The sequence below is a fragment of the Pseudomonas sp. LH21 genome (assembly GCF_036549575.1).
In the GTDB taxonomy this organism is placed as follows: Bacteria; Pseudomonadota; Gammaproteobacteria; order Pseudomonadales; family Pseudomonadaceae; genus Aquipseudomonas; species Aquipseudomonas peradeniyensis.
The window spans coordinates 4,897,009-4,921,701 of record NZ_CP144367.1; the positions used below are offsets into that span (position 1 = coordinate 4,897,009).

Consider the following 24,693-nt stretch of genomic DNA (forward strand, 5'->3'; position numbering starts at 1 on the left):
TTGTAGCCCGAGCGCCGGTAACAGGGCGCAAAGAACTTCACCCCCGGCGCAGCCGGCGGCCACCTATAGTGAAGGATCAGTGTCGACGAGATCGCGCCCCGCCCCCCGCTTGGGTACAATTGCCGGCCAACTTGATCGAGTAACAGGACCTTTACATGATCGCTTGTCTGCGGCTGCTCACAGCCCTCTGCCTCGCTGCCCTGCTGGCAGCCTGCGCCAGCTCGCCCTCATCCAGCCTGGGCGAACTGCCGCGCACCCCGGACGCCAGCATCGAGCAACTGCTCGAGAAGGCGGCCTCCAGCAAGTCCGCCGAGGACGCGGCCCTGCTGCGCCTGAGCGCCGCGGACCTGGCATACAAGCAGAAGGACTTCCCGCGCGCGGCCCGGATCCTCGAGCAGGTCCAGCTGGAACCGCTCAAGCCCGCCCAGCAGGTGTTCGCCTCGACCCTGGCCGCGGAACTGGCGATGAGCCGCAACCAGCCCAAGGCCGCCCTGACCGCCCTCGGCCACCCGAGCCTGCAGCGCGTCGGCGAACTGCCGGCCGAGCAGCAGGCACGCACCTACAGCGTCCATGCCGCCGCCCTCGAGGCCGACGGCCAGGCCCTGGCCGCCGCCCAGCAGCGCGTGCTGCTGGCGCCGCTGCTCAGCGAGCAGGCCGCCGCCGCCAACAACGACGCGACCTGGGCCCTAGTCGCCTCGCTGCCCGCCGAACAGCTGCAGCAGCCCGCCGCCAACGAGACCCTGGCCGGCTGGACCAGCCTGGCCCTCGCCGTGAAGCGCGCCGGCACCCTGGAACAGCAACAGGCCGCCATCGACAGCTGGCGCCAACAACACCCGGAGCACCCGGCGGCCAAGCAACTGCCGACCGCCCTGGTCAAGCTCAAGGAACTGGCCAGCCAGCCACTGACCAAGATCGCCCTGCTGCTGCCTCAAGAGGGTCCGCTGGCCGGTGTCGCCCGCGCCCTGCGCGACGGCTTCATGGCCGCCCACTTCCAGGCCCAGCAAGGTGGCCAGCCGGCCCCGGCCGTGCAAGTGTTCGACAGCTCGCGCATCACCTCCCTCGATGACTTCTACCGCCAGGCCCAGGCCGCAGGCGTGCAACTGGTGGTCGGCCCGCTGGAAAAACCGCTGGTCAAGAAACTCGCCGCCTACCCGCAACTGCCCATCACCACCCTGGCCCTGAACTACGCTGACGCCGGCCAGAAAGCCCCGCCGCAACTGTTCCAGTTCGGCCTGGCCGCCGAGGACGAAGCCCGCGAAGTCGCCCGCCGCGCCCGCGCCGACGGCATGGTCCGCGCCGTGGCCCTGGTGCCGAGCGGTGAATGGGGCGACCGCGTGCTCGCCGCCTTCCGCCAGGATTGGGAAGGCAATGGCGGCACCCTGATCAGCGCCCAGCGCATCGCCCAGCCGGTCGCCCTCGCCCAGCAGATCGCCGACCTGTTCCAGCTGCGCCAGAGCGAAGGCCGCGCCAAGAGCCTGCAGAGCACCGTCGGCGGCAACATCGCCGCCCAGCCTTCGCGTCGCCAGGACATCGACTTCATCTTCCTCGCCTCGACGCCGCAACAGGCCCAGCAGATCAAGCCGACGCTGAACTTCCAGTACGCCGGTGACGTGCCGGTGTACGCCACCTCCAACCTGTACAGCGCCAGCGGCGACGTGAACCAGTACAACGACATGAACGGCATCCGCTTCTGCGAAACGCCGTGGCTGCTGGACAGCAGCAACAGCCTGCGCCAGCAGGTCGTGCAGCAGTGGCCGCAGGCCGCCGGCAGCCTCGGCCGCCTGTACGCCATGGGCGTCGACGCCTACAGCCTGGCGCCACGCCTGGGCCAGCTCAAGGCACTGCCGGACAACCGCGTCGAAGGCCTGTCGGGCAGCCTGAGCATGAACGCCAGCCAGCGCGTCGAGCGCCAGCTGCCGTGGGCCGAGTTCGCCGGCGGCCAGGTCAAGCGCCTGCCGGACACGCCGCGCTGATGCCCGGCGCATCGCCCAGCCATGCCGGCCAGGCCGCCGAAGACCACGCCCTTGAGTACCTTCAGGGGCAAGGCCTTCGGCTGCTGGCGCGCAACTGGCGATGCAAGCGGGGCGAGCTCGATCTGGTCATGCTCGATGCCGATACAGTAGTATTCGTCGAAGTCCGCTACCGGTTGCATGCGGAGTTCGGCGGAGCGCTCGCCAGTATCGATGGGCGCAAGCAGCAGCGACTGGCGCTGGCCGCCAACCTCTTCCTGCAGCAAGCACCCCGCTTAGCCACCCACCCCTGCCGTTTCGACGTGGTCGCCCTGCAGGGCCAGGGGCATGCGGGGCAACCGCTTCAATGGCTGAAAAATGCCTTCGAATGCTGAACCCAATTCGATTTTCTAGCTCTATGTTTCGCGGGCTGGTCACTGTTGCGCGTAGCAAAGGCCACCGCCCCTCTTAAGGTCACCCAGATGGACATGCAATCCCGAATCCGCCGACTGTTCCAGAACAGCATCGACACCAAGCAACAGGCAATGGACATCCTGGCACCCTACATCGAGCAGGCCAGCCTGGTCATGGTCAACACCCTGCTCAACGACGGCAAGATGCTCGCCTGCGGCAACGGCGGCTCGGCCGGCGACGCCCAGCATTTCTCGTCGGAGCTGCTCAACCGCTTCGAGCGCGAGCGCCCGAGCCTGCCGGCCATCGCCCTGACCACCGACAGCTCCACGCTCACCTCGATCGCCAACGACTACAGCTACAACGAAGTCTTCTCCAAGCAGATCCGCGCCCTGGGCCAGCCCGGCGACGTTCTGCTGGCGATCTCCACCAGCGGCAACTCGGCCAACGTGATCCAGGCGATCCAGGCCGCCCATGACCGCGAAATGATCGTCGTTGCCCTGACCGGGCGCGATGGCGGCGGCATGGCCTCGCTGCTGCTGCCCGAGGACGTGGAAATCCGCGTACCCTCGACCGTGACCGCACGCATTCAGGAAGTCCACCTGCTGGCGATCCACTGTCTGTGCGACCTGATCGACAGCCAACTGTTCGGGAGTGAAGAATGATCTCCAAGCGTCTCGGCCTGATGGCCCTAACCCTGTGCCTGGGTGTCTCCGGGTGCAGTTCCGTGCTGACCTCGACCCGCAATTCGCCGATCGAGGACGACCGCGGCACCCGCACCATCGGCAGCAAGATCGACGATTCGCTGATCGAGACCAAGGTCTCGGTCAACATCGCCAAGGCCAACCCTGAGCTGGACAAGGGCTCGCACATCGTCGTCAGCAGCTACAACGGCGTGGTGCTGCTCGCCGGCCAGACCCCGCGCGCCGACCTCAAGTCCCTTGCCGAGCAGACCGCCGGCCAGGTGCAGCGGGTCAAGAAGGTGCATAACGAGCTGCAGGTGATACAACCGTCGTCGATCCTGGCGCGCAACAACGACGCCTGGCTGACCACCAAGATCAAGACCCAGATGCTGACCGACGAAAGCGTCCCCAGCTCGCGCATCAAGGTGATCACCGAGAACGGTATTGTCTACCTGCTCGGCCTGGTCCGGCAGCAGGAGGCCAACGCCGCCACCAACGTGGTGCAGGGTGTGTCGGGCGTGCAGAAGATCGTCAAATTGTTCGAATACATCGACTGACAACCCTTCGGCGGGCGTCATGACGCTCGCCTTTTCCCTCTGATCCAGGAAGTCCCCCATGAACAAGCTGCTGCTGCCCGCCCTGCTGATCGGCGCCTTCGCCACCCTGGCCGGCTGCTCCACCCCGAGCGTGATCACCCTCAACGATGGTCGCGAACTGCAGACTACCGACACGCCGCACTTCGACCGCAACTCCGGTTTCTACGAGTTCAAGCAACTGGACGGCAAGCCGACCCGCATCAACAAGGACCAGGTGCAGAGCATCAAGGACCTGTAATTGCGAATGGCTGTTCAAGCAAAACGCCCGATGCACAGCATCGGGCGTTTTGCTTTTCAGGGCCTCAGAACGCCCAGTCCAGGGTCAGGCCGACCCCGTGGCTCTTGTCGCGGCTACCCAGCAGTCCATTGTAGTCGAGGTTGACCCGGGCCTGACGCCCCAGGCTGATCCCCGCGCGTGCGCCGACCACCGCCGCATCACGGTCCAGGGACAGCGCCTGGACCTTGTAGGTATCGCCCTGGCCGGCAAAGGCCAGGTGCTGGTCGGACCCGGTGGAACTCAGGTTGTGCTGCCAGCCCAGGGTGGCGGAAAGCTCCACCGCCTGGCCGCCGGACAATTGCAGCTGCTTGCCGGCGCGCATGCCCAGGGTCGAGAGCCAGGCATCACGGTTATCCCGCCCACCCTTGAGCGCGGCGGCGCCGCCATGTTCCTTGAAGCTGTCAGTGGCGATATGCACATAGGCCAGGTTGGCGAACGGCTCCAGGGCCATGCCCGGCACCGCGACCTTCCAGGCGGCCTCGCCGAACACCTGGGTGCTCTGCGCATCACGCTTGTTCTTCTGGCGATCGCTGACCTCGTTGTACTGCAGCTCGCGCTTGGTCTCGATGCGGTGCCAGCTGTGGCTGCCGCCCAGGCTCAGGCGCACCTGCTCAAGTTCCTTGCCGGCATAGGCACCCAGGTGGTAGCTGTCGACGCTGGCCGAAGAATGACGACCATCGCCCATGCTCAGCGAGCTGTCGCTGTAGCCGGTGAAGACGCCTAGGCGGGTGTCCTCGCTCATCTGCCCATCGACACCCAGCAGCATGCCGCCGATCGAACTGCTGTAGCGCGCATGCCCGGAGTCACCGTCGGCCTTGCCCCAGGCCCCCAGGGCCTTGACCCACAGGCCGTTGCCCTGACCGTCCAAGGCCGGTGCAGCGGCGACGCCCTGCTGGCGGGTACGCTCGCCCACGGCGTCGCGCAACTGGCGACTGTCGTTGAGCAGCAGGTTGCCCACCGCCGGGTGGATTTCACCGGACAGTTGGTCGAACGCCTGCCGGGCGCTCCCGGCATCAGCCGACAACAGCAGGCTCTCATAGACCGGGTTGCCCGCGCCGAGCTGATCGGCGGCTGCGGCCACCGAACGCTGGTTGGCGGTCAAGCCGACACTGGCGAAGCTGGCACTACGTTGCACCGCCAGCTGCACCCCGGTGCCGGTATAGGCCAGGCCACCCCCAAGGAACAGCAGGTTGGACTGCACAGCGGCGAAACCGCCCTGCACGCCGCCTGCGGCCTGCAGGATGTCGAACTGACGCCCCACCAGGCTGGTTGCCTGCTGCGACTGCAGTGAAACCCCAGGGTTCTGCAGATCCAGGGCCAGGTTCGCGCCGTTTACCGAAACCGTGCCATCACTGACCAGACGGTCGGCGCCAGTGGCATCCACTTCCACGGCATAGGTCGAGCCCGGCTGGAAGGTCACGTCGGAGCCCACGCGCAAGGTACCGATGGAGTTGCCTGGCGCCACCACGCCACCACGGTTGACCACCAGCGCGCCGATCCGGCCATTGCCACCCAGCACGCCGCCGTCATTGACCGTCACCGTCGATTGCAGCGAGCCATTGACCGCCAGCCGCCCCTGGTTGACCAGGGTCGGCCCGGCATAGGTGTTGTTGCCGCTGAGCACCAGGGTACCGATACCCTGCTTGGTCAGGCCGCCATGGCCGGAAATATCGTTGCTCCACAGGTCCAGCACGCAGCTAAGGTCGTTGCAGACTCGCTGGGTCGGCCTGCCAGCATCCACCACGGCGCCTACACCCGGCAGATCGACCACGAACTGGCTCGGGCCGTAGCCACCGGCGATGCGGAACTCCTCGGGGATATCCTGTTCGGTGACCAACATGCCCGGACCGCGGATCCCCTTGTCCAGGTTGATCATGCCCCAACCGTACAAGGCGTCGATGCCAGGCGCGCCCATGTCGGTGGCGGTGGTGCGCAGCACGCTGGCGATCTGTGCGCCGCTCATGTAGGGGAAGCGCTCCATCAATACCGCCGCCGCACCGGCGGCATGGGGCGCGGCCATGGATGTGCCGTTCTTGTTGGCGTAGCCCTGGGTCAGATCTTCCAGGCTGGTGCCGCCGATCACCGCGCTGTAGATGCGGGTGCCGGGGGCCGATACGCAGAAGCTCGCGGTATAGCCGCAACGGGAAGAGAACGTGCTGGCCAGGTACGGGTTGGCGCTGCTGGTGTCGGGGTTCTGCTGCAACGCCGCCACGGTCATCCAGTTCGGGGCGATGTCCGGGACGAAATAGGCCAGACCGGCAATCGCATCGGGGTTGTTCAGGTTGTAGTCGTTGCCGGCGGCGAAGATCGTCAGGACCCCGCTGCGGGCGGCGGCGATAGCCCCGTCATAGGCACCGCCGGGCAAGGTGCCCAGCAGCGGCTGGATCTGCGCGAACTGTGCCCGGGCATCGTCCACGGTGAAATGCGGGAAGTCCGGATTGCGCCCCCCCTTGGCGAAGCGGTCGGTGATGCCGATGCCCCAGCTGTTGTTGATGATCCGCGCGCCGCTGGCCACCAGGCTGTCCCAGCCGGCCTTGTATACCGCGCCATCGTTGCCCAGGACGATGCCGTCCTCGGGACCGGGGTCACCGTTGTCGGCGCTGATGATCTGCGCATCGTAGGCCACGCCGTGCATCGACTCGCCATCCCGGTTGCCGGCGGCGATCCCGCCGACGTGGGTGCCGTGGGAGCCGAGCTTGCCGTCCGAGCCCACCGATGGGCTGCCGTCATAACGGAACGCATCGCCGGCCTTCACCGGGATATAGGGGTCGGTGTACTGGCGGATGCCGCTGGTGACCAGGGTCACGATCTTGTCCTTGCCGGCAAACTCGGGGTGCTTGGCGTAGACCGGCTGGTCGAAGATCCCCAGCTTCACCCCCTTGCCGCTGTAGCCGGCGGCATAGGCGCTGTCGGCGTGGATCGCCCCCAGCCCCCAGTCGGCCTTGAACTCGCTGCTGCGCCAGCTGCTGGCGTCGCCCAGCCGGCCACTTTCCACATAGGGCGCGGCTTGGGCCGTGCCCATCAACGCCGCCCAACCCATCAATGCCCGCCCCAACGGGGCCAGGGCCCAGCCCTGCGCGAGTGCGCTGTCATCCTTTCTGACTTGCTTCACTACAACCTTCCTTAGTTTTGTTTTGGTTTAGTACCGCGTTGGTCACACTCCGTGTTGCAACGCCTGGCCCAACCCGCGCCAGGGCGTTTCAGAACCGCCATTGCAGGTTGAGCCCCGCGCCATGCTGTTGTTCACGACTGGCCAGGCGCCCCTGGTAGTCCAGGCTCAGGTCCAGGTCGCGGGTCAGCCCTACCCGTGCCTGCAGTCCCACCAGCGCGGCATCGCGCAAGGCCGGCGCAGTCTCCACCCGAAACGGCAGGTCGCTGCCGGCGAAGGCCAGGTGCTCGCGATCCTGGGTGCCGCTCAGGCGGTGCTGCCAGCCCAGGCTTGCCGCCAACTGCAGGTCTTGTTGCGGGCCCAGTTGCCATTGCTGGCGCCCACGCAGGCCCAAGGTGCTGAGCCAGGCATCACGCTGTTCGTCACCGGCATGCAGCGCCGCGGCATCGCCTTTCTCGTGGAAGCCGTCGCGGTCCAGGTGCTGGTAGGTCAGGTTGGCGAAAGGCTCCAGCTGCACCGCCGGTAACGCCAGGCGATAGGCCGCCTCGGCAAACAGCTGCTGGCTGCGGGCATCGATCCGTGCGCGCTGGCGGCCGGACACCTCGCCATAGGTCAGGTCGCGCCGAACCTCGGCACGGTGCCAGCTGTGACTGGCACCCAGGCTCAGGCGCAACGGGTCCAGGTCATGGCGGACATAGGCGCCCAGGTGGTAGCTGTCGACCGTGGCCCGGGAGTGGCTGCCGCCCATGCCCAGGGAGCTGTCACTGTAGCCTGCGGCCAGGCCGGCCCGGGTCTGATCGTCAAGGTCATGGTCCACGCCCAGCAGCACACCGCCCAGGGAGCTGGTATAGGACTCGCTGCCCTCCACGCCCTCGATGCGCCCCCAACTGCCCAGGCCCTTGAGCCAGAGCTGGGTCGAACCTGGCTCGCTGGCACTCGTTCCAGAAACGCTGGCATTCAGTGCAGGACCTTGCATGCGCTCGCCCAAGGTGTCGCGCAAGACCGAGCCCTGGCTGAGCAGCATCGAGTCCAGCGCCGGGTAGATCTCCCCGGCCAGCTGACGCAGGCCTTCCCGGGCCTGGTCCGCCGAGGTCGAAAGCAGCAGGCTTTCATACACGGGATTGCCCGGCCCCAACCGCTCGACGGCACCGCCACTGGCGCGCTGGTTGGGCGTGGCGCCGACGCTGGCGAACGTCGTGGCGCTGCGCGTCACGTCCAGTTGCACGCCGTTGGCCGAATAATCGAGGAAGGTCCCCAGGAACAGATAGTCGGGCTCGACCTGGGCGAAGCGCCCGTTGACGCCACCCGCGGCCTGCAGGATGTCGAACTGGCGCCCCACCAGACTGGATACCGGGCCGCCGGCCAACAGGTTGGGCCGCGCCTGGGGCTCCAGGCTGAGATTGGCGCCGCCGACACTGGCCTGGCCAGCAACGACGAGCCGGTCGCTGGCCGTGGGCGACAGTTCCAACCGGTAGGTCGAGCCCGGCTGCAAGTCCAGGTTGCCAGCGACATTCAAGGTGCCGATGGAATTACCCGGGGCCACCACGCCCCCGGCGCTGGCGGTCAGGGCGCCGATTCGCCCGTTGCCGCCCAGGGTACCGCCGGCGTTGACCGTCACCGCCGATTGCAGGCTGCCGTTGACCGCCAGCAGACCGCCATCGACGCGGGTCGGGCCGCGGTAGCTGCTGTCCCCCGTGAGCTCGAGCCAGCCAGCCCCGGACTTGACCAGGCTGCCCTGGTAGACCCGCTGCGCGGCAGCCGCGTCGCGGGCCATGCCCAAGGCATAGTCGCTGCGATCCTGCTGGCTGGCCCCCGCTGCCAGGCCATGCTCCCAGCCGCGATCCTTGAGGGTCTGCTGCCAGGCCTGGCGTTCCGCGGCGTCCTCGCTTTGACGCTGCACCAAGGCCTGGTCGGAGATGCCGTTGCTCCAGGTATCGCCCTGCCCGCGCCCCAGGTTGACGTCGAATTCACCCAGCAACTGCCCGGGGCCGTGCAACGCCCGGCCCAGGTCCGGGACGCCCCAGCCCACCCGCTCGCTGGGCCCCTGGGTAGGCGAGCCGTCGAGCTGGCGCGAGGTGGTCAGCAGCACTTGCAGGGCCTGCTGGTTGTTCAGGTAGGGATAGCGCTGCATGACCAGGGCCAAGGCCCCAGTGGCGTGGGGCGCGGCCATCGAGGTGCCGTTGTAGGTGGCGTAGCCGCCACCGGGCACGGTACTGCTGATCGCCGCGCCCGGGGTCGCCAGGCACCAGTACTTGGCGATGCCGCACTGGTTGTATTTCTGCTGGTTGTTCTTGTCCAGGCCCGACACCGCCAGCCAGTGACCTTCCAGCTCCGGCTGGAAGTACGGCAGCGCCGAGCGCACGCTGGCGTTGGCATAGCCGCTGTTGCCGGCGCTGAATACGTTGATCACGCCGCGGCGCGCCACGTCGCCGGCGGCGTCGAGCCAGGTGTCCTGCTGAAAATGCTGGGCGTAGGCCGCGCGCAAGCCGTCCAGGGTCTGGTAGCTGACATCCTTGGGCTGGCTGCCCCAGCTGTTGTTGATGGCCCGCACACCGGCGTCCACCAGGGCATCGTAGACCGCCTTGAAATACTTGGGGTCAGGGCCGGGACCGAACAAAAACTTGTCGTCGTGGTTGGTATTGCCCACGTAGACCTGGGCATTGAAGGCCACGCCATGCATGCCAGTGCCATCACGGGCCGCACCCAGGGTGCCGGTGACATGGGTGCCATGGCTATCGTTGGCGCCATTGAGCACCCCGGACACGCTGAACGGAGTGCCGTCCAGATACTGGCCGGTGGCGGTAACCGAGTGAAAACGTCCGGGACTGGCTTCGGGATGGGCGGCATCGAACCCCGAGTCCAGGGCGCCGATGCTGACCCCGGCGCCGGTGATGCCGGCGGCATAGGCTTGGCTCGCCTGCATGCGCTCCAGGCCCCAGTCCTGCTGGTACTCGGCCGACCGCCAGCTGGCGGGGTCGCCCGGGCGACCGGTTTCCTGGTAGGCCGCCGCAGCAGACAGCGGCAGTCCGGTGGCGAACGCCAGGCACAGGGTGCCCGTCAGCGCCTTGAGCTGATCACATCTCACATCCATGTCGATGACTTCTCTTGTTTTTGTTGTCGGGTCGCCCGTCCTGGGTCGACCGGTGTGTCGCTGCATTGCCTGGCCGCAAGGCCCCATCGAGCCAGAGGCGGTTTCCCGCCCCTGGCCAGGTTACTTCGGCCTCAGGCCTGGAGGCAGCCTTCGGCTGCAAGTCGTGAGCTTCTGAAATTGATTACGATATGTCAATCGGCGTTAATAAATAGCCAACAGCTGTCACAAAACACAGGCATGCGCTCCATGAGGCTCGCGCAGCGGCCGGGATCTTCTGACGGCGCAGTTACTTGACCACCTTCAGGCTTGGACGGCCACTCGGGCGCGGCGGCTCGGGCGGCCCCTGGTCATCCGGCTCCACGGCATCGTCTTCAAGGTCATCCTCGTCCTCGAGCGGCGGCTCCAGCTCGAAGACCATGCCCTGGCCGTTCTCCCGGGCGTAGATCCCGAGGATGGCGCCGACCGGCACATAGAGCGAGTGTGCCACGCCGCCGAAGCGGCCTTCGAAGCTCACCGCCTCGTTGTCCATGTGCAGGCTGCGCACGGCACTGGGGGAGATGTTCAGGACGATCTGGCCATCGCTGGCGAAACCCTGGGGTACCTGGACCGCCGGATACTCGGCATTGACCAGCATATGCGGCGTGCAATCGTTGTCGACGATCCACTCGTATAGCGCACGAACCAGATAGGGGCGACTGGAGTTCATCAACGGTTCCTCTTAAACCTTGCGCATTTCACGTTCGGCAGCGGACAGGCTCGCCTGGAAAGGCTCGCGGGCGAACTGTCGCTCCATGTAGTCCAGCAGCGGCTTGGCCTGCCGCGGCAATTCGATCCCCATCACCGGCAAACGCCAGAGAATGGGCAGTAGACAGCAATCGACCAGGCTTTGCTCCTCGCTCATGAAGCAGGCCATCTCGCCGAACAGCGGGGCCACGCCGGTCAGGCTCTCGCGCAGTTCCTTGCGCGCCTGGGTGCGTGCCGCATCGCTGCTGCGCGCATCGAGCACGGTGTCGGCCAGGGCGCACCAGTCACGCTGGATGCGGTGCATCAGCAGGCGGCTGTTGCCCCGGGCCACCGGGTAGACCGGCATCAGCGGCGGGTGCGGATAACGCTCCTCGAGGTACTCCATCACCACGGTCGACTCGTACAGCGCCAGGTCGCGATCGACCAGGGTCGGCAAGCTGCCGTAAGGGTTCACTTCAATCAGCTTGGGCGGCAGGCGATTGGCGTCGACATCGATGATCTGCACCGTGACGCCTTTCTCCGCGAGCACCAGGCGGACCCGATGAGAGTAATGATCAGCGGGGTCGGAATAGCAGGCTAACCTGTTGGTTGCGCCCATGTAGCGCCTCCTCGCACGGGATGCTTGTAAAACTTAAATGAAAACGCGCCCGGGGCGCCCCAGCACTATCGCTGGAGCCCCCCGGGCGCGTTCAACTACCAGAAACTACTGCGTGATCAGTGCACGTCCTTCCAGTATTCGCGCTTGAGCAAGTAGGCGAACACGAAGAAGAAAGCCAGGTACAGCAACACGTAGGTACCGATGCGCTGGCTTTCCAGTTTGACCGGGTTGGCCGAATAGGCCAGGAAGGTCACCAGGTTCTTGACCTTCTCGTCGAACTGCTCGGCCGTCAGGGTACCGGATTTCTCCTCCACGGTCAGCTGGTCGCACGCCTCATGGGTCAGCGGGCTGCCGGTCAGCGGGTCGAACTGCTTCTTGCCATCGACCTCGGTCTGCACCTGCTTGCAACCGATCACCTGGTTGCCCTGCAGGCCCACCAGCACGTTGGGCATGCCGACGTTGGGGAAGACCTTGTTGTTCACCCCGTATGGCCGCGACTTGTCCTCGTAGAAGCTGCGCAGGTAGGTGTACAGCCAGTCGTTGCCACGCACCCGGGCGACCAGGGTCAGGTCGGGCGGCGCGGCGCCGAACCAGGTCTTGGCATCGTTCGGCTGCATGCCGATCTTCATGTGGTCGCCGATCTTGGCGCCGGTGAACACCAGGTTCTCGAGCATCAGCTCATGCGGGATCCCCAGGTCGTCGGCGACGCGCTCGTAACGCTGGAACTTGGCACTGTGGCAACCCATGCAATAGTTGGCGAAGGTGCGCGCGCCATCCTGCATCGCGGCCTTGTCGGTCAGGTCAATATCGACCTTGTCCAGCTCCAGGCCATGTTCGGCGGCAAACGAAAGGCTAGGCATCAGTGCCAGCAAGCATACTGCAATCAACTTTTTCATCAGCCAGTCACCCTTTCCGGAACCGGTTTGGTCTTCTCGAGCCTTGTGTAGAACGGCATCAGCAGGAAGTAGGCGAAGTACAACACCGTGCACACCTGCGACAACAAGGTACGCCCCGGGGTTGGCGCCAGTACGCCCAGCACGCCAAGGATGACGAAGGACACGCAGAACACCAGCAACCAGATCTTGCTCAGCCAGCCCTTGTAGCGCATGGAGCGCACGGGACTGCGGTCAAGCCAGGGCAACACGAACAGCACGGCGATGGCGGCGCCCATGGCGATGACCCCGAACAGTTTGTCGGGCACCGCACGCAGGATCGCGTAGAACGGCGTGAAGTACCACACCGGTGCGATGTGCTCAGGCGTCTTGAAGGCGTTGGCCTGTTCGAAGTTCGGTTTTTCCAGGAAGTAGCCACCCATTTCCGGGAAGAAGAACACCACCGCACAGAACACGAAGAGGAACACCACCACGCCGGCGATATCCTTGACGGTGTAGTACGGGTGGAACGGGATACCATCCAGCGGGATGCCGTTCTCGTCCTTTTTCTTCTTGATGTCCACGCCATCGGGGTTGTTCGACCCCACTTCGTGCAACGCCAGGATGTGCAGCACCACCAGGCCGAGGATCACGATCGGCAGGGCCACCACATGCAGGGCGAAGAAGCGGTTAAGGGTGATGCCGGAGATCAGGTAGTCACCGCGGATCCACTGGGTCAGGTCGTCACCGATGACCGGGATCGCGCCGAACAGCGAGATGATCACCTGGGCGCCCCAATAGGACATCTGACCCCATGGCAGCAGGTAGCCCATGAACGCCTCGGCCATCAGCGCCAGGTAGATCAGCATGCCGAACAGCCAGACCAGTTCGCGTGGCTTCTGGTAGGAGCCGTAGAGCAACCCGCGGAACATGTGCAGGTAGACCACGATGAAGAACGCCGAGGCGCCGGTGGAGTGCAGGTAGCGCAGGATCCAGCCGTACTCGACGTCGCGCATGATGTACTCGACCGAGGCGAAGGCCTCTTCCGCCGAGGGGGTGAAACTCATGGTCAGCCACACGCCGGTGACGATCTGGTTGACCAGCACCAGCAGCGCCAGGGAGCCGAAGAAGTACAGGAAGTTGAAGTTCTTGGGCGCGTAATACTTGCTCAGATGGTCTTCCCACATCTTCGTCGCGGGGAAGCGCGCATCGATCCACTCCATGAACTTGCTCATCATGCGTTCTCCTGATCGACGCCGATGACGATGATTTCGTCCGACTCGTACGAGTGCGGTGGCACTGGCAGGTTGAGAGGCGCCGGCTGGGACTTGTAGACGCGCCCGGCGAGGTCGTAGTGCGAACCGTGGCACGGGCAGAAATAGCCACCGACCCATTTCGGGCCGAGGTCGGCGGGAGCGACTTCAGGACGGAACGTCGGCGAGCAGCCCAGGTGCGTGCACAGGCCGACCAGGATGAGGATCTCGGGCTTGATCGAGCGAACTTGCGGATCGACGTAGGTCGGCTGCACCGACGCCTTGGATTCGGGGTCGGACAGCTCACCGGTGATCTTTTTCAGATTGCCGAGGATCTCTTCCGTTCGCCGCACGATGAATACAGGTTGACCGCGCCACTCGGCCACCATCTGCTGGCCGGGCTCGACCTTGGCGATATTGACCTTCACCGGTGCCCCTGCGGCTTTCGCCTTGGCACTGGGAAACCATGACCCCACGAACGGTACCGCAGCCCCCACTGCCCCCGCTGCCCCGACCACGGATGTCGCGGCTACGAGGAAGCGGCGCCGGCCTGCGTTGACGCCGTCATTGCTCATTCAGTCCTCTCCCATCAGCTTGCTTGGCCTGCTCTAACAGGCATCTACTTAGGTATGTCTGTGGCACTAAAAATTGGCCGCAATGGTAAGGAACAAACCCACACGCTGACAAGGTGATTACCCGCTCGTCGGGCTACAACCCTCGCTTTGCTTGATCTGTGTCTATGCGACAAACGGCCACGGACTGACAGAGAGGTTAGTTCAAGACATAAAAAAAGCCCGGTTCCAAAAAGGAACCGGGCTTTTTTCGACTGCCGAAGCGGTATTAACGCTTGGAGTACTGAGGACGCTTACGCGCTTTACGCAGACCCACTTTCTTACGCTCGACTTCACGAGCGTCGCGGGTGACGTAGCCAGCACGACGCAGGGCGCCACGCAGGGTTTCGTCGTATTCCATCAGGGCGCGGGTGATGCCGTGGCGGATTGCACCGGCTTGACCGCTGACACCACCACCGGAAACGGTGACGTAGATGTCGAACTTCTCAACGGTCTCGGTCAGTTCCAGCGGCTGGCGAACAACCATGCGAGCGGTTTCGCGGCCGAAGAACACGTCCAGAGAACGGTTGTTGATGGAAATGTTGCCAGTGCCCGGACGCAGGAATACACGTGCGGTTGCGGTCTTGCGACGGCCAGTGCCGTAGTTTTGAGTCGCCGACATAATGAACTATCCCGTTAGATCTTCAGTTCTTGAGGCTGCTGAGCAGTGTGTGGGTGAGCTGCACCCGCGTACACTTTCAGCTTGCGGTACATGTCGCGACCCAGCGGATTCTTCGGCAGCATGCCTTTGACCGCGGTTTCGATAACACGCTCAGGGGCCTTGGCGATCAACTTCTCGAAGTTGATTTCCTTGATACCGCCCGGGAAGCCGGAGTGGGAGTAGTACATCTTGTCGGAAGACTTGGCACCAGTCACACGGATTTGCTCGGCGTTGATGACGACGATGTAGTCGCCGGTGTCAACGTGAGGGGTGTATTCTGGCTTGTGCTTGCCACGCAGGCGGCTAGCGATTTCGGTAGCCAGACGACCCAGGGTCTGACCAGCGGCGTCGACTACGAACCACTCGCGCTTTACTGTTTCCGGTTTAGCAGTAAAAGTTTTCATTCTCTAAAGCCTCAGAGGCCGCCCAGCGAAAAATAGACGGCGAATCTTACTGGATAGTGCACAGCTTGCCAAGGGCAAGCGCGCAGCCGAACGCTGACGCTTTTGGGGGCTCGGGTCGGGCACGCCAATGTTCGACAAGGGTTCCCCTGCATGGTGGTGCATCACTTCCGCCACACGGAGAGGGGCCGAATTATCCAGATTGCAGGAAAAATTTCAACCTGCTTTTATGGGCCTCTTTGCCATGGAGCGTCTTCACGATGCAATACCGCAAGCTCGGCCGTACCGACCTCAACGTCAGCGCCCTGTGCCTGGGCACCATGACCTGGGGCGAGCAGAACACCCAGGACCAGGCCTTCGCCCAGATCGCCCTGGCCAAGGCCCGGGGCATCAATTTCATCGACACCGCCGAGATGTACCCGGTGCCACCGCGCCCGGAAACCTACGCCGCCACCGAGCGCATCATCGGCAACTGGTTCGCCGCCAACGGCGACCGTGACGACTGGATCCTGGCCAGCAAGGTCGCCGGCCCCGGCAATGGCATCAGCCACATCCGCGACGGCCAGCTCAAACACAACCGCCAGCACATCGTCGCCGCCCTGGACGCGAGCCTGAAGCGCCTGCGGACCGACCGCATCGACCTGTACCAGCTGCACTGGCCCGAGCGCAGCACCAACTTCTTCGGCAAGCTCGGCTACCAGCACCTGCCCCAGGATATCTTCACCCCGCTGGAGGAAACCCTGGAGGTGCTCGACGACCAGGTCCGCGCCGGCAAGATCCGCCACATCGGCCTGTCCAACGAAACCCCGTGGGGCACCCTGAAGTTCCTGCACCTGGCCGAGACCCGCGGCTGGCCACGGGCGGTGTCGATCCAGAACCCCTACAACCTGCTCAACCGCAGCTTCGAGGTGGGCCTGGCGGAGGTGGCGATCCGCGAGCAGTGCGGCCTGCTGGCCTATTCGCCGCTGGCCTTCGGCATGCTCTCGGGCAAGTATGAAAACGGCGCCCGCCCGGCAAATGCCCGCCTGACCCTGTTCAGCCGCTTCGCCCGCTACTCCAACCCACAGACCGTGGCTGCCTGCAGCCGCTACGTGCAGCTGGCCCGTGAACACGGGCTGGACCCGGCGCAGATGGCGCTGGCCTTCGTGACGCGCCAGCCGTTCGTGACCAGCAACATCATCGGCGCCACCAGCCTCGAGCAGTTGCGCAGCAATATCGACAGCCAGGCGCTGAACCTGGGCGATGAGCTGCTGGCGGCGATCGAGGCGGTGCATCAGGAGCAACCGAACCCGGCGCCTTGAGCCAATAACCCATCGCGGGGCAGGCGTGGGAGCGGGCTTGCCCCGCGATGGAGATCGTACTTTGGCGGGGTAGACACAATCGCCAAAAAATAAGACGATCCAGCCGGTGATTGACCACTCTACCCTATAAGAACAATGACAATGATGTTTACCCAACCCTCCGCGTCCTTGCGGCGCGTCAGCATCCTGGCCGTGGACAAAGTGTTCGCTTCGACACTGATGCAGGCCAAGGATTTCTTCCACCTGGCCAGCCTGCGCTACAGCAAGCAGTTGGGCCTGGGCCTGCAGCCGATGTTCGAGATCGGCCTGGTGAGCCCGGACGGCTTGCCCGTGGACAGCTTCAGCAACGTGCAGCTGCCGGTCGACAGCGGCCTGAACGACGCCGACGTGATCATCCTGCCGGCCTTCTGGGACGACTTCGACAACCTGCTGCAACGCTACCCCCAGGTCCTGCCCTGGCTGCGCGAGCAGCATGCCCGCGGCGCGGTGCTGTGCGCCGAGGCCAGCGGCGTGTTCTGGTTGGCCGAATCCGGGCTGCTCGATGGCAAGGAGGCAACCACCTACTGGCGCTTCTTCGCCAGCTTCGCCGAGCGCTTCCCGAAGATCCGCCTGAACCAGGACAAGCACCTGACCGACGCCGACAACCTGTACTGCGCCGGCGGCACCACCTCGGCCTGCGACCTGTACATCTACCTGATCGAGCGTTTCTGCGGCGCCAACGTGGCCCGCGCCGTGGCCCGCGACATCCTCTACGAGGTGCAGCGCAGCTACACGCCGGGGCGCATGGGCTTCGGCGGCCAGAAGCTGCACCAGGACCTGATCATCCTGCAGATCCAGCACTGGCTCGAGGAGCACTTCGCCGACAAGTTCCGCTTCGAGGACGTGGCCCGCAACCACGGCATGAGCATCCGCAACTTCATGCGCCGCTTCCAGAGCGCCACCGGCGACAAGCCGCTGCACTATCTGCAGCGGCTACGCATCGAGACCGCCAAGGGCCTGCTGTCGAGCACGCGCAAGAGCATCAAGACCATCAGCTACGAGGTGGGGTACGACGACGCGAGCTTCTTCGCCCGGCTGTTCCGCCAGCACACCGAGCTGTCGCCGAACCAGTATCGGCAGCAGTTCATGCAGGAAGCCTGAAAATCGCCGGGGCTGCTTTGCAGCCCTTTCGCGGCACAAGGCCGCTCCTACAGGGATCGCGTGACTCCTGTAGGAGCGGCCTTGTGCCGCGAAAGGGCCGCAAAGCGGCCCCAGATTCTTACGGCTTGTGCGCCCGCGACAGGAACTCGTGGGACTGCATCTCCAGCAACCGGCTCAGGGTACGCTGGAACTCGAAGCTCAGGCGTCCACCGGTATACAGGTCCTTCAGCTCCACTTCCGCCGAGATGATCAGCTTCACGTTACGGTCGTAGAACTCGTCGACCATGTTGATGAAGCGCCGGGCGATGTCGTCGGTGGTCACGCCCATCTGCTCGACATTGCTCAGCAGCACAGCGTGGAAGATCTTGCCCAGTTCGATGTAGTCGTTCTGGCTGCGCGGCCCATCGCACAGGGCGCGGAAGTCGAACCAGGCGACGTCGTCACAGGTGCGCAGGGCGTGGATCTCGCGGTTTTCGATTATCAGCACATCGTTCTCGACGGCCTGGGTGCACTCCGGAGTCAGCGCCTTGAAGCTCGCCCGCAAGCTCTCGTGGGCTGCGGCGTCGAGCGGGAAGTGGAACAGTTCGGCCTGCTCCAGATGGCGCAACCGGTAGTCCACGCCGCTGTCGACGTTCACCACGTCGGTGTACTGCTTGATCATGGCGATGGCCGGCAGGAAGCGCGCGCGCTGCAGGCCGTCCTTGTACAGGCCGTCGGGGACGATGTTGGAGGTGGCCACCAGCGACACGCCGTTCTTGAACAGCTCTTCCATCAGGGTGCCGAGGATCATCGCATCGGTGATGTCGGAGACGAAGAACTCGTCGAAGCAAATCACCTTGGCCTCTTCGCTGAAGCGCTTGGCGATGATGGTCAGCGGGTTCTTCTCGCCCTTGAGGGTCTTCATCTCCTCGTGGACGCGCTTCATGAAGCGGTGGAAGTGCGTGCGCATCTTCTGCTTGAACGGCAGCGCTTCATAGAAGGTGTCGACCAGGTAGGTCTTGCCTCGCCCTACCCCGCCCCAGAAATACAGGCCCTTGACCGGCGTCTGCTCCTTCTTGCCGAACAGCTTGCCGAACATGCCCGGCTTGTTGTTCTGCGCGCGCACCAGGTCGTCATACAGGCGCTGCAGGTGACGCACCGCAGTTTCCTGCGCCGCGTCATGGAAGAAGTCGGGACGTTTCAGATCTGCTTGATATCGTTCTAGGGGCGTCATGATTTCGTTAGCGAGGCAACAAAAAACGGGCCGTCACTGTAGCGACCGGCCCGCCTGATGGCAATGATACATGCGACCACTTGACTCATTACCTGCACCTGTAGGAGCGGCCTTGTGCCGCGAAAGGGCCGCGCAGCGGCCCCGGGATCTCCGCTTCATGCAGAATTGCCGGGGCCGCTTTGCGGCCCTTTCGCGGCACAAGGCCGCTCCTACAGGGTGGGCGCTCAGTCCTGCTGTGGCGCCAGGGCCTCGCGCAGGCTTGCGATGGCCGCATCACGGGCCTCGGCGGCCTCGAACTGCGGCCCGTCGGCAACCTGCTCGCCCTCCAGCCACAAGCTGAAGCTCAAGCCCTCGACCCGTACATCGGCCTCGCCACCTTGCTGCAGTTGCTTGCTCACCGCACCGGCGCTCTTGCCATCGGCGAAGCTGCGCGACAGCAGCAGTTGCTCGCCATCGGCGGCCAGCAGGCGGAAGCGGAAGCTGCCGTCCTCGTCGCGGAAGCTGACGAAGCGGGCAGTCTTGGCAGCCTTCTTCTTCACTTCAGTGGTGGCTTGCACGGTGGTGCGGAACGAACGCAGGCCAACCGCCTCGCGCAGCTGCTCGAGGAACGGCGTGGCGATCTTACGGGCCTTGGCGGCACCGGCCAGGAGAATGTCCTCCAGGTCCGACGGGCGCGAGATCAGCTGGTGATAGTGCTCGCGCTTCTCGGCCAGCTGGCCGTCGAGCAGCTGGAACAGGCGCTGCTTGGCCTCGCCCCAGCCCAGGCCCTGCACCAGCTCTTCGCGGAACGCGGCGCACTGCGCCGGCGTGGAGAAGGCCTGGAACAGGGTGAACAGGTGCGCGTTGTCCGGATCCTTGGCCTCGCCCGGCGCCTTGGAGTCGGTGACGATGCGCGAGATGGCGTCCTTCATGTCCTTGGCGCTGGTGAACAGCGGGATGGTGTTGTCGTAGCTCTTGGACATCTTGCGCCCGTCCAGGCCCGGCAGGGTGGCGACGCTCTCCTCGATCACCGCTTCCGGCAGGGCGAAGAAGTCCTTGCCCTGGCCGAACAGGTGGTTGAAGCGCTGGCCGATGTCGCGGGCCATTTCCACGTGCTGGATCTGGTCGCGGCCGACCGGCACCTTGTTGGCGTTGAACATCAGGATGTCGGCGGCCATCAGCACCGGATAGCTGAACAGGCCCATGGTCACGCCGGCGTCCGGGTCTTCACCGGCCTCGACGTTCTTGTCCACCGAGGCCTTGTAGGCATGGGCGCGGTTGAGCAGACCCTTGGCGGCGACGCAGGTCAGCAGCCAGGTCAGCTCGGGGATCTCGGGGATGTCCGACTGGCGGTAGAAGGTCACCTTGTTCGGATCCAGGCCACCGGCCAGCCAGGTGGCGGCGATTTCCAGGCGCGAGCGCTGGATGCGCTGCGGGTCGTCGCACTTGATCAGGGCGTGGTAGTCGGCCAGGAAGTAGAACGAGTCGACGCCGGGCTGCTGGCTGGCGAGGATGGCCGGGCGGATGGCGCCGGCGTAGTTGCCCAGGTGCGGGGTGCCGGTGGTGGTGATACCGGTGAGGATGCGCGTGGTCATGGGTGTTCGCTTATTCAGGCTTGGCTCAGTTCGAAAGGCGCGGCAGCAGCAGATCCTTCAGATCGGTCAGCTTGCCATGGAAGAAGTGTCCGCATTCTGCCACTTTCAGCAGCTCATGGGGGCGCGACAGGTCATTCGACCAGTCGTAGACCAGCTGCGGATCGACCACTTCGTCGGTGTCCGGCTGCACCACCGTGAGGGTGACGCGTTCGGGCAGCGGGAACTGCTCGGTCAGGCGCATCACCGCCGGGGCGATCATGAACAGGTGCTGCAGTGCCACGCCCTCGGCCTCCAGACGCCCGGCCAGGCTGGCGGCGACGAAACCACCGAAGGAGAAGCCCATCAGCACCAGCGGCAGCTCGGGATGCTGCGTGCGCAGCCAGGCGGCGGCGGCCTCGGCGTCGGCCACTTCACCAGCGCCCATGTCATGGCTGCCGGCGCTCTGGCCGACACCCCGATAGTTGAAGCGCAACGTGATGTAACCGGCGTCGCGGGCAGTGCGTTGCAGGGTCGACACCACCTTGTTGAGCATGGTGCCGCCCTGGACCGGGTTGGGGTGGCAGATCAGCACCGCGCCACGGGCGTCGGCCACGTCCAGGTACAAGGCTTCCAGCTGGCCGCTCGGGCCATCGATGAACAAGGGTGTTTCGCGGATAAGCAAGGCACTACTCCGTGACCTCGAGGAGGGTCGACTCGTCTAGCTGAGGAATTCTGTTCTGATTTGCGATCGCTCGCGGTATACAGCGCAGGTCTGAGCCGTTAACGTAAAGCAAAGCCGTTTATAGAGGAAGGACTCGTGGAACACTCGCTCCTTGTTTGGTTGCTGCCGACCCTGGCCCTGGTTGTCGGCGTCGTCGTCGGTTTCGCGCTGGCCCGCCTGCTGCCCAACGCGGCACCGAGCAACACCCAACGCCAGCTGGATGACATCCAGCAGCGCTTCGACAATTACCAGAATGAAGTGGTGACCCACTTCAACAGCACTGCCTCGCTGGTCAAGAAACTGACCCAGAGCTACCAGGACGTCCAGGACCACCTGGCCGACGGCGCCAACCGCCTGGCCCTGGACGAGTTGACCCGCCAGCGCCTGCTGGCCGCGCTGCACTCGGAAGCCGCGCAAGGCCCGCGTGATCGCCTGACGCCGCCGAAGGACACCGCCGAGGTGCCACGCGACTATGCACCAAAGGCCCCGAACTCGCCGGGCATGCTCGACGAGAGCTACGGGCTCAAGCGCTAAGTCGATGACATGAAGAAGGCCTCGAAAGAGGCCTTTTTTGTGGGCAGGATCTACCCGCCATATCACTCAATACCTGTAGAAGATCTCTCAGCGGCGCTGGCGTGCAGGGAAACGTCGCAAATTGCACCAGCGGGGGAGCGGGCTTGCTGTGGTGTATGGCACCGGCTTCGCCGGTGATCGCGGGGCAAGCCCGCTCCCACGCTGTTCCATCTAACTCACAGAGTCATGTTTTCCGTGGGAGCGGGCTTGCCCCGCGACAGGGCCGGCCCAGATCAGCTCACCGATACCAGGCTGCCCCCTCCTCACCAATCCCATACCGCGCCCTCGCCTGTCCCAGCACATCCGCCGGCAACACGCCCTGGCACACCAGCCCGTACAACGCCGCCAGCACCACCGCGTGCCGATCCACCTCAAAGAACCGCCGCAGTTGCTGACGCGTATCGCTGCGCCCGAAACCATCAGTGCCCAGGGTGATGTAGGGCGCCTGCACATACTCGGCAATCAGCTGCGGCCAGGCACGCACATAGTCGCTGGCCGCAACCACCGGGGCATCACCAGGCAGGCAACGACGCACGTGGCAATCCCCCTGTTCCCCGGCCATCGCCAGGCGCTGCGCATCCCTTGCCCCACGCGCCAGCTCGCTGAAACTGGTAACGCTGAACACTTCGCTGTCGATCTGCCAATCACTGGCCAGCAACTCACCGGCGGCGATCACCTCGCGCAGGATGGTGCCCGAGCCCAGCAAGCGCACCTGGCCACGAGGCGCTGCCGACGCATGCCGGACAAACCGGTACATGCCTCGCAACACATCCTCGTGCACGTCCTCGGGCAACGACGGCTGCGGGTAGTTTTCATTCATCACCGCCACGTAGTGGAACTCATCCTGCTGCTCCACCAGCATCCGCCGTGCGGCATGGTCGAGGATCACCGCCAGCTCGCCGGCAAAGCACGGGTCCCAGGCGCGGCAGTTGGGCACCATGGAGGCCATGACCAGGCTCGAGCCGTCCTGGTGCTGCAGCCCCTCGCCACCCAGCGTGGTACGCCCCGCGGTGGCGCCGAGCAACAGGCCGCGGGCGCGCTGGTCGGCGGCGGCCCAGATCAGGTCGCCGACCCGCTGGAAACCGAACATCGAGTAATAGATATACACCGGCAGCATCGCCTCGCCATGCACCGCATAGGCAGTCGCCGCCGCGATCCACGAAGAGATCGCCCCGGCCTCGGTGATGCCCTCCTCCAGCAACTGGCCGTCGCGCGCTTCCTTGTAGACCAGCAGCGAGCCGGCGTCCTCCGGCTCGTAGCGTTGCCCCTGGGGCGAGTAGATGCCGATCTGGCGGAACAGACTGGCCATGCCGAAGGTCCGCGCCTCGTCGGCGACGATCGGCACCACCCGCGGCCCCAGCCCAGGCACCTTGAGCCAGTTGCCGAGCAGGCGCACGGCGGCCATGGTGGTGGACATCTCCTTGCCCTCGGCGCGCAGGGCGAAGCCGGCGAAGCTGTCCAGGTCTGGCACGGGCAGGCCGGCGCAATCGCTGCGCCGCACCGGCAGCGGCCCGCCCAGGGCCTCGCGGCGCTGGCGCAGGTAGATCATCTCCGGGCTGTCGGCGGGCGGACGGTAGAAGCGCAGCTGCTCCACTTCCTCGTCCGACAGCGGCAGGTGGAAGCGGTCGCGGAAGGCCAGCAGCGCCTGCACATCGAGCTTCTTGGCTTGGTGCGCGGTCATCCGCGACTCACCGGCACTGCTCATGCCGTAGCCTTTCTTGGTCTTGGCCAGGATCACCGTCGGCCGGCCCTTGCAGGCCTTGGCCGCGGCATAGGCGGCATGCAGCTTGCGAAAATCGTGGCCACCACGCTTGAGGGCGTTGATCTCGTCGGCGCTCATGTGCGCCACCAGGCGCTGCAGCGCCGGGTTCTGCTTGAAGAAGTGCTCGAGGTTGTAGCTGCCGTCCTTGGCGCCGAGGGTCTGGAACTGCCCGTCGGGTGTCGCCGCCAGCTGGCGCAGCAACGCATGCTCATGATCCCGGGCGAACAGCGTGTCCCACTCCGAGCCCCAGAGCACCTTGATCACGTTCCAGCCGGCGCCGCTGAACAGCGCTTCGAGTTCCTGGATGATCTGGCCGTTGCCACGCACCGGGCCGTCCAGGCGCTGCAGGTTGCAGTTGACGATGAAGGTCAGGTTGTCCAGGCCTTCGCGGGCGGCCAGGGTCAGGCCGGCAATCGACTCCGGCTCGTCCATCTCGCCATCGCCGAACACGCCCCACACATGCCGCGCCGAGGTGTCGAGCAGGCCACGGTGCTGCAGGTAGCGCATGAACCGGGCCTGGTAGATGGCATTGAGCGGGCCGATGCCCATGGAGCCGGTGGGGAACTGCCAGAATTCGGGCATCAGCCAGGGATGCGGATAGGAGCACAGGCCGTTGCCCGCGACCTCCTGGCGATAGTTGGCCAGTTGCGCCTCGCTCAGGCGCCCCTCGAGGAAGGCGCGGGCATAGATGCCCGGCGCCGAGTGCGGCTGGAAGAACACCAGATCGCCACTGCGCTGCGCGCCGCCGCCCTCGCCACGGAAGAAATGCTGGAAACCGACCTCGAAGATTTCCGCCGCCGAGGCATAGCTGGCGATATGCCCGCCCAGCTCGCCGTAGGCATGATTGGCCCGCACCACCATGGCCAGGGCATTCCAACGCAGGATGCCGGTGATTCGCTCGTCCAGTTCCAGGTCGCCCGGATAGTTGCCCTGCTGCTCCACCGGCAAGGTGTTGCGGTAGGCCGAGAAGGCCTGGGCCTCACGCTCCAGGCCCAGCTCCAGGGCATGGGCCTGCAGGCGCTGCAGCAGGTAGCGCGCCCGCGCCGGGCCGCAATGGGCCAAGGTCGAGGACAGGGCCTCGCACCACTCGGCGGTTTCCCCGGGGTCACTGTCCAGGGCGGCTTCCAGGGCCGTCAACGGCTCGTTCGGGTTCATCATCGCTACCATCGCGCAG

Annotated in this window: 21 protein-coding genes; 8 read left to right on the top strand and 13 right to left on the bottom strand. The window is 65.1% G+C overall.

All coding sequences use genetic code 11. From position 1 onward, the window contains the following. The first annotated feature begins 155 nt into the window (after nt 1-155). From VUG52_RS22345 to VUG52_RS22365, 5 genes are all read left to right on the top strand, one after another. Nucleotides 156-1,973, top strand: coding sequence for a penicillin-binding protein activator (locus tag VUG52_RS22345; RefSeq protein WP_050703842.1), 1,818 nt, complete (start codon nt 156-158; stop codon nt 1,971-1,973). Next, on the top strand, nt 1,973-2,344 hold the full coding sequence (locus tag VUG52_RS22350) for a YraN family protein (RefSeq protein WP_050703841.1): 372 nt from the start codon (nt 1,973-1,975) through the stop codon (nt 2,342-2,344). Before VUG52_RS22345 ends, VUG52_RS22350 begins: the two co-directional genes overlap by 1 nt. A gap of 87 nt (nt 2,345-2,431) precedes the next feature. Then, entirely contained in the window at nt 2,432-3,025 is a 594-nt protein-coding gene (locus VUG52_RS22355) for a phosphoheptose isomerase (RefSeq protein WP_050703840.1), read from the top strand. Then, nucleotides 3,022-3,600: a BON domain-containing protein gene (locus tag VUG52_RS22360; protein ID WP_050703839.1), complete on the top strand. Its 579-nt coding sequence runs from the start codon at nt 3,022-3,024 to the stop codon at nt 3,598-3,600. The genes VUG52_RS22355 and VUG52_RS22360 overlap by 4 nt, the downstream gene beginning before the upstream one ends. 58 nt (nt 3,601-3,658) lie before the next feature. Then, nucleotides 3,659-3,877 (top strand): YgdI/YgdR family lipoprotein, encoded by a 219-nt coding sequence (locus VUG52_RS22365; RefSeq protein WP_050703838.1) that lies wholly within the window; start codon nt 3,659-3,661, stop codon nt 3,875-3,877. Nucleotides 3,878-3,941: 64 nt separating this feature from the next. On the opposite strand, the gene VUG52_RS22370 is transcribed toward VUG52_RS22365, so the two are convergent. From VUG52_RS22370 to rplM, 9 genes are all read right to left on the bottom strand, one after another. Continuing rightward, a complete protein-coding gene (locus VUG52_RS22370) occupies nt 3,942-6,956 on the bottom strand; it encodes an autotransporter domain-containing protein (RefSeq protein WP_156329580.1) in 3,015 nt (1,004 codons plus the stop codon). A 160-nt stretch (nt 6,957-7,116) separates the two neighbouring features. Further along, nucleotides 7,117-10,116, bottom strand: coding sequence for an autotransporter serine peptidase EprS (gene eprS / locus VUG52_RS22375; protein WP_331832088.1), 3,000 nt, complete (start codon nt 10,114-10,116; stop codon nt 7,117-7,119). Between the two features lie 286 nt (nt 10,117-10,402). Beyond that, nucleotides 10,403-10,822, bottom strand: a complete 420-nt coding sequence (locus tag VUG52_RS22380) for a ClpXP protease specificity-enhancing factor (RefSeq protein ID WP_050703835.1) — start codon at nt 10,820-10,822, stop codon at nt 10,403-10,405. 12 nt (nt 10,823-10,834) lie between these two features. Further along, a complete protein-coding gene (locus tag VUG52_RS22385; protein ID WP_050703834.1) occupies nt 10,835-11,458 on the bottom strand; it encodes a glutathione S-transferase N-terminal domain-containing protein in 624 nt (207 codons plus the stop codon). 116 nt (nt 11,459-11,574) lie between these two features. Further along, entirely contained in the window at nt 11,575-12,354 is a 780-nt protein-coding gene (locus VUG52_RS22390; protein ID WP_050703833.1) for a cytochrome c1, read from the bottom strand. Further along, entirely contained in the window at nt 12,354-13,565 is a 1,212-nt protein-coding gene (locus VUG52_RS22395; RefSeq protein ID WP_046857021.1) for a cytochrome b, read from the bottom strand. Before VUG52_RS22395 ends, VUG52_RS22390 begins: the two co-directional genes overlap by 1 nt. Next, entirely contained in the window at nt 13,565-14,158 is a 594-nt protein-coding gene (gene petA / locus VUG52_RS22400; protein ID WP_023628711.1) for a ubiquinol-cytochrome c reductase iron-sulfur subunit, read from the bottom strand. Before petA ends, VUG52_RS22395 begins: the two co-directional genes overlap by 1 nt. Before the next feature lie 265 nt (nt 14,159-14,423). Further along, nucleotides 14,424-14,816, bottom strand: a complete 393-nt coding sequence (gene rpsI / locus VUG52_RS22405; protein WP_003260797.1) for a 30S ribosomal protein S9 — start codon at nt 14,814-14,816, stop codon at nt 14,424-14,426. Between the two features lie 14 nt (nt 14,817-14,830). Beyond that, the gene (gene rplM, locus VUG52_RS22410) at nt 14,831-15,259 is read right to left on the bottom strand and encodes a 50S ribosomal protein L13 (RefSeq protein ID WP_008097538.1); all 429 of its coding nucleotides are present in this window, start codon (nt 15,257-15,259) and stop codon (nt 14,831-14,833) included. 257 nt (nt 15,260-15,516) lie between these two features. Between rplM and VUG52_RS22415 the strand changes: the two genes are divergently transcribed. Together VUG52_RS22415 and VUG52_RS22420 are read left to right on the top strand one after the other, a co-directional pair. Further along, a complete protein-coding gene (locus VUG52_RS22415) occupies nt 15,517-16,557 on the top strand; it encodes an NADP(H)-dependent aldo-keto reductase (protein WP_331832095.1) in 1,041 nt (346 codons plus the stop codon). 243 nt (nt 16,558-16,800) lie between these two features. Beyond that, nucleotides 16,801-17,697 carry a GlxA family transcriptional regulator gene (locus VUG52_RS22420; RefSeq protein WP_167388431.1) on the top strand — a complete coding sequence of 299 codons (897 nt, stop codon included), beginning with the start codon at nt 16,801-16,803 and terminating at the stop codon, nt 17,695-17,697. 118 nt (nt 17,698-17,815) lie between these two features. Here the strand turns inward: VUG52_RS22420 and zapE are convergent, their stop codons facing one another. From zapE to VUG52_RS22435, 3 genes are all read right to left on the bottom strand, one after another. Then, the gene (gene zapE / locus VUG52_RS22425) at nt 17,816-18,910 is read right to left on the bottom strand and encodes a cell division protein ZapE (protein ID WP_050703831.1); all 1,095 of its coding nucleotides are present in this window, start codon (nt 18,908-18,910) and stop codon (nt 17,816-17,818) included. Nucleotides 18,911-19,134: 224 nt separating this feature from the next. Beyond that, nucleotides 19,135-20,484 (bottom strand): tryptophan--tRNA ligase, encoded by a 1,350-nt coding sequence (locus VUG52_RS22430; RefSeq protein WP_262951550.1) that lies wholly within the window; start codon nt 20,482-20,484, stop codon nt 19,135-19,137. 25 nt (nt 20,485-20,509) lie between these two features. Then, nucleotides 20,510-21,145 carry an alpha/beta hydrolase gene (locus tag VUG52_RS22435; RefSeq protein WP_331832096.1) on the bottom strand — a complete coding sequence of 212 codons (636 nt, stop codon included), beginning with the start codon at nt 21,143-21,145 and terminating at the stop codon, nt 20,510-20,512. Nucleotides 21,146-21,280: 135 nt separating this feature from the next. On the opposite strand from VUG52_RS22435, the gene VUG52_RS22440 reads away from it, so the two are divergent. Then, the gene (locus VUG52_RS22440; protein WP_028689766.1) at nt 21,281-21,718 is read left to right on the top strand and encodes a YhcB family protein; all 438 of its coding nucleotides are present in this window, start codon (nt 21,281-21,283) and stop codon (nt 21,716-21,718) included. A 277-nt stretch (nt 21,719-21,995) separates the two neighbouring features. Here the strand turns inward: VUG52_RS22440 and mdeB are convergent, their stop codons facing one another. Further along, the gene (gene mdeB, locus VUG52_RS22445; RefSeq protein WP_331832098.1) at nt 21,996-24,686 is read right to left on the bottom strand and encodes an alpha-ketoglutarate dehydrogenase; all 2,691 of its coding nucleotides are present in this window, start codon (nt 24,684-24,686) and stop codon (nt 21,996-21,998) included. Between the last annotated feature and the right edge of the window lie 7 nt (nt 24,687-24,693).

Excerpts from the sequence above, each read along its gene's own strand:
- VUG52_RS22380 (WP_050703835.1), bottom strand. The coding sequence starts at position 10,822 with ATGAACTCCAGTCGCCCCTATCTGGTTCGTGCGCTATACGAGTGGATC.
- mdeB (WP_331832098.1), bottom strand. The coding sequence starts at position 24,686 with ATGGTAGCGATGATGAACCCGAACGAGCCGTTGACGGCCCTGGAAGCC.
- rpsI (WP_003260797.1), bottom strand. The coding sequence starts at position 14,816 with ATGTCGGCGACTCAAAACTACGGCACTGGCCGTCGCAAGACCGCAACC.
- VUG52_RS22345 (WP_050703842.1), top strand. The coding sequence starts at position 156 with ATGATCGCTTGTCTGCGGCTGCTCACAGCCCTCTGCCTCGCTGCCCTG.
- VUG52_RS22350 (WP_050703841.1), top strand. The coding sequence starts at position 1,973 with ATGCCCGGCGCATCGCCCAGCCATGCCGGCCAGGCCGCCGAAGACCAC.
- VUG52_RS22360 (WP_050703839.1), top strand. The coding sequence starts at position 3,022 with ATGATCTCCAAGCGTCTCGGCCTGATGGCCCTAACCCTGTGCCTGGGT.
- VUG52_RS22395 (WP_046857021.1), bottom strand. The coding sequence starts at position 13,565 with ATGAGCAAGTTCATGGAGTGGATCGATGCGCGCTTCCCCGCGACGAAG.
- VUG52_RS22430 (WP_262951550.1), bottom strand. The coding sequence starts at position 20,484 with ATGACCACGCGCATCCTCACCGGTATCACCACCACCGGCACCCCGCAC.
- VUG52_RS22385 (WP_050703834.1), bottom strand. The coding sequence starts at position 11,458 with ATGGGCGCAACCAACAGGTTAGCCTGCTATTCCGACCCCGCTGATCAT.
- VUG52_RS22390 (WP_050703833.1), bottom strand. The coding sequence starts at position 12,354 with ATGAAAAAGTTGATTGCAGTATGCTTGCTGGCACTGATGCCTAGCCTT.
- petA (WP_023628711.1), bottom strand. The coding sequence starts at position 14,158 with ATGAGCAATGACGGCGTCAACGCAGGCCGGCGCCGCTTCCTCGTAGCC.
- eprS (WP_331832088.1), bottom strand. The coding sequence starts at position 10,116 with ATGGATGTGAGATGTGATCAGCTCAAGGCGCTGACGGGCACCCTGTGC.
- zapE (WP_050703831.1), bottom strand. The coding sequence starts at position 18,910 with ATGACGCCCCTAGAACGATATCAAGCAGATCTGAAACGTCCCGACTTC.
- VUG52_RS22355 (WP_050703840.1), top strand. The coding sequence starts at position 2,432 with ATGGACATGCAATCCCGAATCCGCCGACTGTTCCAGAACAGCATCGAC.
- VUG52_RS22415 (WP_331832095.1), top strand. The coding sequence starts at position 15,517 with ATGCAATACCGCAAGCTCGGCCGTACCGACCTCAACGTCAGCGCCCTG.
- VUG52_RS22365 (WP_050703838.1), top strand. The coding sequence starts at position 3,659 with ATGAACAAGCTGCTGCTGCCCGCCCTGCTGATCGGCGCCTTCGCCACC.
- VUG52_RS22370 (WP_156329580.1), bottom strand. The coding sequence starts at position 6,956 with ATGGGTTGGGCGGCGTTGATGGGCACGGCCCAAGCCGCGCCCTATGTG.
- rplM (WP_008097538.1), bottom strand. The coding sequence starts at position 15,259 with ATGAAAACTTTTACTGCTAAACCGGAAACAGTAAAGCGCGAGTGGTTC.